General features: G+C 60.9%; 12 protein-coding genes and 1 riboswitch. Of the genes, 1 reads left to right on the top strand and 11 read right to left on the bottom strand.

Annotated elements, in window-relative coordinates; translation table 11 throughout:
* Positions 1-133: 133 nt before the first annotated feature.
* The 6 genes from ACP7E4_RS03550 to cobO are packed head-to-tail and all read right to left on the bottom strand — an operon-like array spanning position 134 to position 6,043.
* On the bottom strand, positions 134-1,594 hold the full coding sequence (locus tag ACP7E4_RS03550; protein ID WP_426111822.1) for a cobyric acid synthase: 1,461 nt from the start codon (positions 1,592-1,594) through the stop codon (positions 134-136).
* The gene (gene cobD, locus ACP7E4_RS03545; RefSeq protein ID WP_426111824.1) at positions 1,591-2,595 is read right to left on the bottom strand and encodes a threonine-phosphate decarboxylase CobD; all 1,005 of its coding nucleotides are present in this window, start codon (positions 2,593-2,595) and stop codon (positions 1,591-1,593) included. Before cobD ends, ACP7E4_RS03550 begins: the two co-directional genes overlap by 4 nt.
* A complete protein-coding gene (gene cbiB / locus ACP7E4_RS03540; RefSeq protein ID WP_426111826.1) occupies positions 2,588-3,496 on the bottom strand; it encodes an adenosylcobinamide-phosphate synthase CbiB in 909 nt (302 codons plus the stop codon). The genes cobD and cbiB overlap by 8 nt, the downstream gene beginning before the upstream one ends.
* Positions 3,493-4,143, bottom strand: coding sequence for a 5,6-dimethylbenzimidazole synthase (gene bluB / locus ACP7E4_RS03535; protein ID WP_426111828.1), 651 nt, complete (start codon positions 4,141-4,143; stop codon positions 3,493-3,495). Before bluB ends, cbiB begins: the two co-directional genes overlap by 4 nt.
* Complete coding sequence (locus ACP7E4_RS03530) at positions 4,140-5,435, bottom strand: cobyrinate a,c-diamide synthase (protein ID WP_426111830.1); 1,296 nt, start codon at positions 5,433-5,435, stop codon at positions 4,140-4,142. The genes bluB and ACP7E4_RS03530 overlap by 4 nt, the downstream gene beginning before the upstream one ends.
* Positions 5,432-6,043, bottom strand: coding sequence for a cob(I)yrinic acid a,c-diamide adenosyltransferase (gene cobO, locus ACP7E4_RS03525; RefSeq protein WP_426111832.1), 612 nt, complete (start codon positions 6,041-6,043; stop codon positions 5,432-5,434). The genes ACP7E4_RS03530 and cobO overlap by 4 nt, the downstream gene beginning before the upstream one ends.
* 99 nt (positions 6,044-6,142) lie before the next feature.
* Positions 6,143-6,366: riboswitch (cobalamin riboswitch) on the bottom strand.
* Positions 6,367-6,607: 241 nt separating this feature from the next.
* Between cobO and ACP7E4_RS03520 the strand changes: the two genes are divergently transcribed.
* The gene (locus tag ACP7E4_RS03520) at positions 6,608-7,933 is read left to right on the top strand and encodes a PQQ-dependent sugar dehydrogenase (protein WP_426111834.1); all 1,326 of its coding nucleotides are present in this window, start codon (positions 6,608-6,610) and stop codon (positions 7,931-7,933) included.
* A gap of 233 nt (positions 7,934-8,166) precedes the next feature.
* Here ACP7E4_RS03520 and ACP7E4_RS03515 read toward each other — a convergent pair whose 3' ends face one another.
* The 5 genes from ACP7E4_RS03515 to ACP7E4_RS03495 all read right to left on the bottom strand — a co-directional run bounded on the left by ACP7E4_RS03515 (position 8,167) and on the right by ACP7E4_RS03495 (position 12,313).
* The gene (locus ACP7E4_RS03515; RefSeq protein WP_426111836.1) at positions 8,167-8,709 is read right to left on the bottom strand and encodes a C40 family peptidase; all 543 of its coding nucleotides are present in this window, start codon (positions 8,707-8,709) and stop codon (positions 8,167-8,169) included.
* Between the two features lie 94 nt (positions 8,710-8,803).
* Positions 8,804-9,484, bottom strand: a complete 681-nt coding sequence (locus ACP7E4_RS03510; protein ID WP_426111837.1) for a C40 family peptidase — start codon at positions 9,482-9,484, stop codon at positions 8,804-8,806.
* 74 nt (positions 9,485-9,558) lie between these two features.
* Positions 9,559-10,323 carry an NAD-dependent protein deacylase gene (locus ACP7E4_RS03505; protein ID WP_426111839.1) on the bottom strand — a complete coding sequence of 255 codons (765 nt, stop codon included), beginning with the start codon at positions 10,321-10,323 and terminating at the stop codon, positions 9,559-9,561.
* Entirely contained in the window at positions 10,317-11,021 is a 705-nt protein-coding gene (hda, locus tag ACP7E4_RS03500; RefSeq protein WP_426111841.1) for a DnaA regulatory inactivator Hda, read from the bottom strand. Before hda ends, ACP7E4_RS03505 begins: the two co-directional genes overlap by 7 nt.
* 218 nt (positions 11,022-11,239) lie before the next feature.
* Positions 11,240-12,313 carry an AI-2E family transporter gene (locus tag ACP7E4_RS03495; RefSeq protein WP_426111843.1) on the bottom strand — a complete coding sequence of 358 codons (1,074 nt, stop codon included), beginning with the start codon at positions 12,311-12,313 and terminating at the stop codon, positions 11,240-11,242.
* Positions 12,314-12,349: the final 36 nt, after the last annotated feature.

Below are 12,349 nucleotides of genomic sequence, written 5' to 3'. Positions count from 1 at the left end.
GCGAGATGCCCTGTGGGAGCGAGCTTGCTCGCGAAGAGGTCATCCCATCCGGTACCTTCGCGGAGCCTGAAATAACGCCTTCGCGAGCAAGCTCGCTCCCACAAGCCCTGGATTTCCTGCACCACCCGCAATGTCAGGTACATCCCAACCCACACAGCTCACGCAACAGCGCGCCGTCCAGATGGTTTTCCACCAGATCCGCCAGCCGCTCGATGTCCCGCTCGCGCAGGGCGTGATAATCCACTTCCTGCACGTTTTCCAGCCCCGCCCAACGCAACAGCGCGCTGCAGGCGGCGGGTGTTTCGAACAGGCCGTGCAGGTAAGTGCCGAGGATTTGCCCGTCAGCGCTTTGTGCGCCGTCGCAGCGATTGTCATCCAGCTGCACTGCCGGATTTTCCAGCGCCGCGCCCGTGGTCACACCCGCATGAATTTCATAGCCGCTGACCTCGACACCTCCGAGCAACAGTCGGCCACGCACATTGCGCAGTTGCTTGTGTTCTTCAAGCACGGTGCTCATGGCCAAGAGACCCAGGCCCGGACTTGATCCTGCCGCACCTTCCAGCCCCAGCGGGTCATGCAGTTGCTCGCCGAGCATTTGCAAACCGCCGCAAATTCCCAGCAGCTTGCCGCCGTACCGCAAATGCCGGGCAATGGCGCTGTCCCAGCCATTGTTGCGCAGATAAGTCAGGTCGCTGCGCACGCTTTTCGAGCCCGGCAGGATGATCAAATCAGCCGGCGGAATGGTCTGACCGGGGCCGACGAACTGCAAATTGACTTGCGGATGCAGGCGCAGCGGGTCGAAATCAGTGTGATTGCTGATGCGCGGGAGGATTGGCACCACAACATTCAGCACCTGCTCGACCTTGTCGGTCTGGCGCTGATCGAGGCCGTCTTCGGCCTCCAGATGAAGATCCATGACATACGGCAGCACGCCGACAACCGGTTTGCCGGTGCGCGCTTCGAGCCAGTCCAGCCCCGGTTGCAGCAAGGCGATGTCGCCGCGAAAGCGGTTGATGATGAAACCTTTGACCCGCGCCTGCTCGCTGGGCGACAGCAGTTCAAGGGTGCCGACCAAATGAGCAAAAACCCCGCCGCGATTGATATCGGCGATCAGCAGCACCGGGCAATCCACCGCCTCGGCAAAACCCATGTTGGCGATATCGTTGGCGCGCAGGTTGATCTCGGCAGGCGAACCGGCGCCTTCGACGACGATCACCGGATACTGCTCGCCCAGCCGTCGATGAGACTCCAGCACCGCTTGCATCGCGATCTCTTTATAGCCGTGATACGCCACCGCATTCATGGTGGTGACAGCGCGACCGTGAATAATCACTTGCGCACCGGTGTCGCTGTTGGGCTTGAGCAGCACCGGATTCATGTCAGTGTGCGGTTGCAGGCCACACGCCTGAGCCTGCACCGCCTGGGCGCGGCCGATCTCGCCGCCGTCCGCCGTCACCGCACTGTTGAGCGCCATGTTCTGCGGCTTGAACGGCACGACGCTGACACCCTGACGCGTCAGCCAGCGGCACAATGCCGTCACCAATGTGCTTTTGCCGGCGTCCGACGTGGTGCCTTGCACCATCAAGGTGGTCATGGATTTTCCTGATTGAATTCGCCAAGGGCGTTGGCCAGGCGTTGCCAATCCGCCTCATCGCGAGGCAGGCCGAAGCGCAGGCTGCTGTGGTGCGGGCCTTCGTCGAGGAACAGACGCAGCAAGATGCCCCGCCGGGCGCAAAACTCATACAACGCTGACGCACGGGGCGTGACCAGCCATTGAAACAGCGCGCAGCCGCCGTGCGGCGTCAGGTCATGGCGCGTGAGCAATTGCACCAGACGCTGACTGGCCTGATCGGTGCGCTGGCGTTGCTGGTGATGACCGTCTGTATCTCTCAGGCAAACCGTACCAAGTTCCCGGGTCGGGCCGCTGACTGCCCAGGGTCCGATATCTTTGGCCAGCAACTTGAGCAGATGCGGCTCAGCCAGCACAAAACCCAGCCGTGCCCCGGCCAGACCAAAAAACTTGCCGAACGAGCGCAACACGATCAGCCCGGTGCGCCAGGTTTCGGCCGCCAGGCTCAAACCCGGGGTGTTATCCATGAAGGCTTCATCCACCACCAGCCAGCCGCCCCGCTCCGCCAGCCGGGCATGCCACTTGAGCAATTGCTCAGGCGTCAGGTTCAGGCCGGTAGGATTATTGGGGTTGACCACCACCAGCACGATGAGGCTGTCGAGGAAATAATCGACTTCGTGTTCCAGCACTCCCCGGACCAGAAAACCGGCGCTGCGCCAGGCTTGGGCATGTTCGGCATAACACGGCGACAACACGCCGACCTTACCGGCGCCACGCAAACGCGGCAGGGCTTGAATCGCCGCCTGGGAACCCGGCACCGGCAACACCTCGGGAGCGCCGTAGTAAGTGCAGGCGGCTCGTTCCAGACCGTCGTCGGTTTCCGGCAGTCGCGCCCAGGCTTGCGGGGCGATTGGCGGAATAGGCCAGGCCCAGGGCGCAATGCCCGTGGAAAGATCCAGCCACTCACTTTCGGCAATGCCGTAATCGCGCGCAGCAGCACGCAGTCGTCCACCGTGTTCAAGCATAGAATTCAGCTCCCACACACAAAATCAGCAACCAGAGCCAGACACCGCGCTGCACCAGTTGCCAGCCTCGATCAATGGACTGCGCATCGGCGGGCAAGCCCTCGCCCAACTGCGGACGCTGATGCAGCTCGCCGTGATAAATCGCCGCACCGCCGAGTTCGACACCCAGAGCGCCGGCGCCCGCCGCCATTACCGGACCGGCATTGGGGCTGTCCCAGGTCGGGCCCTGAGTTCGCCAGCAGCGCAATGCGAGTCGGGTTTTGCCCAATAGCGCGTAGGTCAAAGCCACCAGACGCGCAGGAATGTAGTTAAGCAAATCATCGATTTTGGCGGCCGCCCAACCGAAACGCTCAAAGCGCTCGTTGCGATAGCCCCACATTGCATCCAGCGTATTGCTCAATCGATACAACACCACGCCCGGCGCACCGGCGACAGCAAACCAGAACAGTGCGGCAAACACTGCGTCACTGCCATTCTCCAGCACAGATTCGGTGGCCGCACGGGCCACTTCAGTAGCATCCAGCTCCGAAGTCTGGCGGCTGACCAGATAGCCGACCCGCCGCCGCGCTTCGTCAAGATCGTCGGCGCGCAACGCTTGGGCCACCGGCTCGACGTGCTCGCCAAGGCTGCGCAGGCCGAGCGCACAGTACAGCGCAAGGATTTCCACCAACCAGCCTATATAAGGCAGCCAGCTCAACATTGTGGCCAGCAACGTCAATGGCACCACGGCGAGAAACCACGCGGTGACGCCATGGCTGCGCCAGCCGCGTCCGCCAGAATTGAAGCGCCGCTCGATGCGATCGGCAAAGCGCCCAAAGGCCACCAGCGGATGCGACCGCTTCGGCTCGCCCAGCAACGCATCCAGCGCCACACCGGCGACGCTCAACAGCGCCACACTCATTGACTGACTCCCCATTGATTCTCGTAGAGCATTTCACTGAGCGGACGTTCTTGCGTCCAGCCTTCCATGACCAGCATCGGTGCCGGGTAAAATTCGCTCACCGGTCCCAGACACAAGACCGCCAGCGGCTTGGCACCGGCCGGCATGTTGAGCAGATCAGCCAGCGCCTGGGGTTCGAACAACGACACCCAGCCCATGCCCAGCCCTTCGGCACGTGCCGCCAGCCACAGGTTCTGAATGGCGCAGGACAACGAGGCCAGGTCCATTTCCGGCAGCGTGCGGCGGCCAAAAATGTGTTTCTCGCGGTCATCCATCAGCGCGGCGACCAGCACTTCCGCGCAATCGTCGATGCCCTCGACCTTGAGCTTCATGAAATCGTCAGCGCGCTCACCCATCGCTTCGGCGGTGCGCAGCCGTTCCTGCTCGACCTGCGCCTTGATCTGCGAACGCAAGGCCCGGTCGGTGACGCGAATAAACCGCCACGGCTGCATCAAACCGACGCTGGGCGCCTGATGCGCCGCACCGAGCAACCGCGCCAGCAGTTCCGGCGCAACCGTGCCGCCGCTGAAATGCCGCATGTCGCGGCGTTCGGCAATGGCTCGATACACTGCGGCTCGTTCGTCAGTGCTGAACGCTTGGTCATTCATGGCTTGAAAAGCGCCGCAACCGCTTGAGGATTGGAAGGGAAATAGAAGTGGACGTAGGACGCCGTCATGCGCCCGTCGCGATAGACCGCCTCCGCGCCGCGCCCGCCGTTGGGGCTGATGCCACGGGCGATGGGCTGCAATTCGGTGCTGGTCAGCGAATGGTGATACGTGTGGCCGCGCAGTTCGCCTTCCGGCAACGCAACTGTTTGCAGCGCCAATGCCGCCAGACGCTTTTGCATGACCGCTTCACCGGCGAGCAAACCCACCAACTCGGCGCGCTGACCGTCGACATCGGTCAAGGCGTCGAGCAGGTACAACATGCCGCCACACTCGGCCAGCAAAGGCTTGCCCGCCTGATGATGCTGGCGAATCGCGTTCAGCATCGACGTGTTCTGGCTTAGCGCCACGTGGTGCAGTTCCGGATAACCACCGGGCAGATACAGGCTGTCGGCAGGCGGCAGCACCGAATCGCGGATCGGCGAGAAGAACACCAGTTCGGCACCCATGGCACGCAGCAGATCCAGGCTCGCGCCGTAGGTGAACGCAAACGCTTCGTCATGGGCGACGGCAATCGTTACGCCTTGCAGTAAAGGCTCGGCGGGTACCAGGTCCGGCGCAGCGAAGGTCACCGCAGGCGGCAGTTCAACTTCGCAGGTGCTGGCCAGTGCTGCGGCGGCGGCATCCAGACGCAGATCAAGATCGTTCAACTCGCTGGCCTGCACCAGCCCCAAATGCCGGCTTGGCAATTCGATGCCGGTTTCCCGGGACAACGCGCCGTACCAGCGCAAACCTTCGGTGAGGCTGCCTTCGAGCAGTTGCGCATGCCGCACGGTGCCGACCCGGTTGGCCAAAACGCCGGCGAACGGCAGGTCCGGCTGATAACGCGCCAGGCCCAGCGCCAGCGCGCCGAAGGTCTGGGCCATGGCCGTGCCGTCGATCACGCCGAGGACCGGCACGCCGAAATAACGCGCCAGGTCCGCGCTGGACGGCGTGCCATCGAACAGGCCCATCACGCCTTCGATCAGGATCAGGTCGGCTTCACCTGCCGCTTGCCACAACAGGCGGCGGCTTTCATCAGCGCCGACCATCCACAAATCGAGCTGATAAACCGGCGCACCGCTGGCGCGCTCAAGAATCATCGGGTCGAGAAAATCCGGGCCGCATTTGAATACGCGAACCTTGCGACCCTGATTGCGATGCAAACGGGCCAGCGCGGCGGTGACGGTGGTTTTGCCTTGGCCGGAGGCCGGTGCGGCGATCAGAACCGCCGGACAATGACGCGGTTCACTCACAACTCGATGCCTTTTTGCGCTCGAATGCCGGACTGGAATGCGTGTTTGACCACGGTGATTTCCGACACGGTGTCGGCCATGTCAATCATTTCCGGTTTCGCGCCACGGCCGGTGACAATCACATGCTGCATCGGCGGCCGGGCTTGCAGGTCGCTGAGCACTCGCTCGATGTCCAGATAACCGTGCTTGAGGGCGATGTTCAGTTCGTCGAGGATCACCATGCCGATGGCCGGATCACGGAGCATTTCCAGGGAAACTTCCCACGCTGCTTCGGCGGCGGCGATATCACGCTGGCGGTCCTGGGTTTCCCAGGTGTAGCCCTCGCCCATCACGTGATAGCGAACCTGCTCTGGGAAACGTCGGAAGAAGAACTCTTCGCCGGTGCTGTTGCTGCCCTTGATGAACTGCACGACACCGCACTGCATGCCGTGGCCCATGGCCCGGGCCAACATGCCGAATGCAGAACTGCTTTTGCCTTTACCGTTACCGGTCAGGACCAGCAACAGCCCGCATTCATTGGGTGCACTGGCGATGCGCTCGTCCATCACGGCTTTTTTGCGCAACATGCGCGCCAGATGGCGTTCGTCACGTTCGGGGGATTCGTTCATCTCAGCTCTCCGCTTGAGGGCACGCGAAAGCAGACGGCAGGCAATAGCAAATGACTGGCAGCACGACTTTCGTCATGCCCAGAGCATCGCCCGCCGTGATGCTGTTGAATGGATCAGGCCGGTCTCCGGGCTCATGAGCGGGAAATCCCCTACTGTGCGCCTTCCCAAATCCTTGCAGACCCAGTGGCATCAGGCACAGCGTTGACTCATCTACCGTTGCGGGGGCAGCACCGGAATTGGTCGCCATGAGCGTCCTTACCGGTTTCCCTGTTTCACTCAAACATTTGCTGCAGCGATTTAAAACGTAGCGAGCGACGACAAGACAAGGCGGAAACAGGCGAGAAAGCGGAGTTGAGGTTCCCTCAATGAGCATTTCGAGTCTGTTTCCAACGCAGTATTGTCGAGCGCAGCAGTTTTAAACGCTGTAGACCTGAGCACCTGAAACAAAAGGCGCAGGTTAGAGGGTTGGGGATTGAGCGTCAATCAACTCAGCAACAGGTTGAACCTCGAAAGCACAGGCGTCTCTATCTCTTACTGGAACACTGCCCGTTATGGAGATCGATCATGTTCAAGCTCAGACCACAGTTCGCGGTTTTGCTACTGGTTGCCGGAGGCCTTGCGGCCTGCGGCGAATCTTCGACCCTGCAAGTCACCGACGGCACCGGGCCGTCACCAAAGTTGCCGGAACCGAACAAGACGATGATTCCGACCGTCAACATAGCGCCAGCGGTGGGCTGGGAAAAAGACGCCAAACCCGTCGCGGCCAAGGGCACGCAGGTCGCCGCTTTCGCCGAACATCTGGACCACCCGCGCTGGCTTTACGTGCTGCCCAATGGTGACGTGCTGGTGGCGGAAACCAACTCGCCGCCAAAGCCTGATGACAATAAAGGCATTCGCGGCTGGGTCATGGGCAAAGTCATGGGCCGCGCCGGGGCCGGTGTTCCCAGCCCCAATCGGATTACCTTGCTGCGCGACAAGGATCACGACGGCATTGCCGAAACCCGCACGGTGTTCCTGGAAAACCTCAATTCGCCGTTCGGTATGACCTTGGTGGGCAACAAGCTGTATGTCGCCGACACCGACCGCCTGATCAGTTTCCCGTATCAGGACGGCCAGACCTCGATCAGCGCGCAGCCGACCAAAGTCGTCGATCTTCCGGGCGGCACGCTGAATCACCACTGGACCAAAAACGTCATCGCCAGCAAGGACGGCAGCAAGCTGTATGTGACGGTCGGTTCCAACAGCAACGTCGCGGAAAACGGGCTGGCAGCTGAAGAAGGTCGCGCGGCAATCTGGGAAGTTGACCCCGCCAGCGGTTCGCATCGGATCTTTGCTTCAGGCCTGCGCAACCCCAACGGCATGGATTGGGAGCCCACCACCGGCAAACTCTGGACGGCGGTCAACGAGCGTGACGAAATCGGCAGCGATCTGGTGCCGGACTACATCACTTCGGTGCAAGACGGGGCGTTCTATGGCTGGCCGTTCAGCTATTACGGCCAGCATGTGGACGTGCGCGTAACTCCGCAGAATCCGGAGCTGGTGGCCAAGGCCATCGCACCTGATTACGCGGTCGGCCCGCATACCGCGTCACTTGGCCTGGTGTTCGCCGATGGCAAGACGTTGCCGGCGCCGTTCAATGAAGGCGTGTTCATCGGCCAGCACGGCTCCTGGAACCGCAAACCACACAGCGGCTACAAAGTCCTGTTCGTGCCGTTCAGCGGCGGCAAGCCAAGCGGCGCGCCGATTGACCTGCTGACCGGTTTCCTGAATGCCGACGAAAAAGCCCAGGGTCGCCCGGTCGGCGTGGTCAATGATCATCAGGGTGGGTTACTGGTGGCGGATGACGTGGGGAACAAGATCTGGCGGGTGACTGCGGCGAAGGCACAATAAGTTAACGGCCTGTACAAAACTTGTGGGAGCAAGCTTGCTTGCGAATGCGTCCGGGAAGCTTGCAAAGATGTTGAACGGGCAAATGTCTTCGCGAGCAAGCTCGCTCCCACAAGTGAAACGCGGTCATCTCGTGGGACCGGATCTATCCGGGAAGGCGTCGGTGTAGACACCACATCTTCGGCATCTGTGGGTTGCCCCCAAACATAGAATCTCCCACAGGTTCGGTTCGTGTCCTACGGATTACGCGCCAGACTCGATGGCTGAATCACGCGCTTGGCATTCAGGTAAGCGCGCTGCCAATACGGCTTGTCCAGACTGTCCAGCTTGACCGTGCCGCCGGTAGCTGGCGCATGCACGAAACGCCCTTCCCCGACGTAAATCCCCGCATGGCTGACCTGCGAGCCACCGCCGGTGGCGAAGAACACCAGGTCGCCAGTCTGCAGCTGTTCACGACCCACATTCGGCGCGCGCATGCCGATCATGTCGCGGGTCGACCGAGGCAGAGCAATGCCCGCCGCGTCACGATAGACGTAGCCGATCAAACCGCTGCAATCAAAACCGGAATCAGGCGTGTTGCCACCCCAATGATAGGGCGTGCCGACCAGCCCGAGCGCGCGAAACATCACGTCTTCGATAGCCGGGGAAAAACTTTCAGGAGGAGCAATCAGCACCGGACGCTGAACAATCCGGGGCTTGGAGGGTGGCGGCGGCGCGCTGGCGCAAGCGCCGAGCAAGGCAGCAAGAGTAATGACCGCAAGGCGTATCGTAATCGACATGGATACAACAACCTGAGCTGGATGCGGCTGCTTGCCGAGGGCGCTAAATGCGCAAAACAGGCTTATAGCCTGTTTTTGCATAACACGGTAGTGATTACTTGCGGCGCTTGAGCGTAGTCGTGGTCATTGCAGTCGTCTGCGGCGCGATATTTGGCGATTCCATCGCCAGGGCGCGCTTGGCCTCGATGAACGTCTTGCTCCAGTACACATCGTCCAGGCTGTCGACGCGAACACCACCACTGCGACGGCTGCTGGAGTGAATGAACTGATTGTCGCCCAGGTAGATGGCTGCATGGCTGACACGACCGCGACCGGCAGTGCTGAAGAACAGCAGGTCGCCCGGCGCCAGATCATTGCGCTTAACCAGTGGCGCATCGATGTTGATCATGTCGCGAGAAGAACGCGGCAGGCTCATGCCAGCTTTCTCACGGAAAAGATAACCGATGAAACCGCTGCAATCGAAACCGGTGCTGGTTGAGGTGCCACCGAAACGGTAGCGAGTACCGATCAGGGATTTGCCACGCTCAAGGATGCTGTCAGCCAGGGCTGGCAGTTGATAAGGCTTGTTGTCGGCAAACTGAGCCAGCTCGGCTTCAGTGGCCAGTTCTTCCTGCAACACCGAGCGATCGGAACGGCTGGCGGAGGATTGCGCGGTGATCTGCGTCTTGTACTGCTGTTGCTGCGCATCTTGTTGAGATACCGGCATGTTGGCCGAGCAACCGAACAGTAGTGATACGAGTGCGAGAGGCACGAGGGGTGCGAAGCGAGCTAGCATGGGCACAACCGTGGCTGACTGTTAAGGTGGCGAGACTATGCCAACTATGATCCTCATTTGCAAATTCAATCGAACTATATGTGACTTACCAGTTCGCTCATGACATGTACCGCTCGGCACTGCAAAAAAGCATCCATCTGCAGACTCTGGTCGGTAGGCGTCAAATTAATCTCCGCCGTAAAACCGCCGCAAACCCTTGTCCTGAATAGGGGTTCATGGATGTAGGGGAAGCTTGCGGTGGTACCTATGCTCAACACCGCATCAAAGCCCTTTGCCATCTCTTGATGCAGGGTTTCGAGGGCCAGCTCCGGTAGCAGCTCCTCGAATAAAACGACGGACGGTCGCAGAATGCCACCACAGTGACTGCACAACGGCGGCAACGGGCGGTCCAACTGCGCAGTCCATTCCGGGTCTTGCGCAGCGCATGACTGGCAATAGACCGGTGCCAGTTGACCATGAATCTCGATCAGTCTTTCAGGCGGGCTGCCAGCGGCGCGGTGATAGCCGTCGACGTTCTGCGTCAACACCCAGCAGTCGGGCTTCTTGCGTTGCAGTTGGGCGATAGCGTAATGCGCGTCATTGGGTTGCGCGCCCAGGCAGGCCTTGGCCAGTTGCGCGATGTACTTCCAGCACAACGCAGGATCACGGCGCAGCATCGGCCCGGACAGGGCCATTTCGATAGGTAGGCCATCAGCGGTCTTGTCGTTGTACAAACCGCCGACGCCGCGATAAGTCGGCAGGCCGGAATCGGCAGACAGCCCGGCGCCGGTGATGATCAGAATTCGCCGGGCATGTCGCAACGCTGCTGCAACCTGCAACACCAACGCCTGATCTACCACCCCAGCGTCTCTTTGAGGAACGGAATGGTCAGCTTGCGTTGCGCTTGCAGCGACGCCTGATCGAGTCGCTCAAGCAAGTCGAACAACGCGCTCATGCTGCGCGTGCCGCGCGTCAGGATGAAATGCCCGACCTCATCGGTCAGGTGCAGCCCGCGTCGCGAGGCGCGCAGTTGCAGGGCGCGCAGCTTGTCTTCGTCCGACAGGGCACGCATCTGGAACACCAGGGCCATGGTCAGGCGCGATTTGAGATCGGGGAGTTTGACCGGCAGCTCACGGGGCGATTGCGACGCCGCGATCAACAGGCGACGCCCACTGTCGCGCAGCCGGTTGAACAAGTGAAACAAGGCCTCTTCCCACTCGGGTTTGCCGACCACAACCTGCAGATCGTCGAGACAGACCAGTTCGTATTGTTCGAGGTTGTCGAAGAGTTTGACGCCTTGATCAATGACTTCCGCCAGTGGCAGATAAACCGCCGGCTCGCCCATCTGCTCGAAGCGCAGGCACGCGGCCTGCAACAGGTGCGTGCGCCCTACGCCGTCCTTGCCCCAGAGATAAATCAGGCTTTCGGTCCAGCCTGCGTCGGCTTCGCACAGCCGCTCCACGTAGCCGAGTGCGGCGGCGTTGGCGCCTGGATAGTAATTGATGAAGGTGGCGTCATCACGCAGACGCACACCCAGGGGCAGCTGAATCGGTTTCATGCTGGCTGAACAGCTCATGTGAGCCGTTAGGGGCCTCTGTGTAAAGTGTGCAAAGTTTATACCCGTGACGCTGGGCACACAATGCGCGAGACCATAAGGAAAATCAAAGGTTTGCGTGCTTTGCGAGGTTGCCGAACAATTGCCGGGAAAAATCCTGCAATAAAAAAGGGCGTGGACACTTGTCGTGCGCCACGCCCTTCGCGATGCAGCAATTTGCCCTACAGCTCAGGGTCGCCCATGCCGCCGTAGATGTCCGAGTCCTTATAAAGGTCATGAACATGTCGCACCAGAACCATGATCACCGCCGCCACCGGCAGCGCCAGTAGGATGCCGGTAAAACCGAACAGCTCGCCGCCCGCCAGAATCGCGAAAATCACCGCCACCGGATGCAGGCCGATGCGATCCCCTACCAATAGCGGCGTGAGCACCATGCCTTCCAGCGCCTGACCGACCATGAATACCGCAACGATGCCCATCATCGGATACAGGTCGCCGCCGAACTGGAACAACCCGGCTATCAATGCCGCGCCGATTCCGATCACGAAGCCCATATAAGGAACGATGGCCGCCAGACCGGCAATTACCCCGATCAACAGGCCCAGTTCCAGACCCACCAGCATCAGGCCCGCCGCGTAGATCACGCCCAGCGCCACCATCACCAGCAACTGGCCCCGGATAAATGCGCCCAGCACTTCATGACATTCGCCCGCCAGCTTGACGACCTGCCCTTCGCGATGACGCGGCAGCAAGCTGCGCACCTTGCCCATCATGACGTCCCAGTCGCGCAGCAGGTAAAAGCACACCACCGGGATCAGCACCAGATTGGTGATCAGGCCAATCAGCGCCAGACTCGACGCCGTCGCTTTGGACAGGACGATACCGACGATGTCGCCGGTCTGGCCCATGTGCTCGGAGATCGCCGCCTTGACCTTGTCGAACTTCCAGAAACCGTCGGCAAGCCCGAATTTGGCCTGCGCCCACGGCAGCGCCGTGTGCTGCAACCAGTCGAGCATTTGCGGCGCCAGCTCATACAGGCGGAACAACTGCTTGGCCAGCATCGGCACCAGGACCAACAGCAACGCCAGCAGAATCAAGGTGAACAGGGTAAACACCGCGACCACGCTCAAGGTCCGCGACAATCCGGCCTTTTCCAGGCGATCCGCCAGCGGGTCGCCCATGTACGCCAGCAGCAGCGCTACCAGAAACGGCGTCAGAATTGCGTGCAACAGGTAAACAAACAGGAACAGCAGGACAATCCCGCCGAGCCAAAACCAGCGCCGTGTGTCAGTCATCAAAGTCCCTCAGCTTCATAAAGTGCAGCAGTGTTT

Source organism: Pseudomonas sp. DSP3-2-3 (assembly GCF_049898225.1).
Lineage (GTDB): Bacteria > Pseudomonadota > Gammaproteobacteria > Pseudomonadales > Pseudomonadaceae > Aquipseudomonas.
The sequence above is the reverse complement of the archived record's forward strand: the minus strand, read 5'-3'. Positions and strand labels throughout refer to the sequence as shown.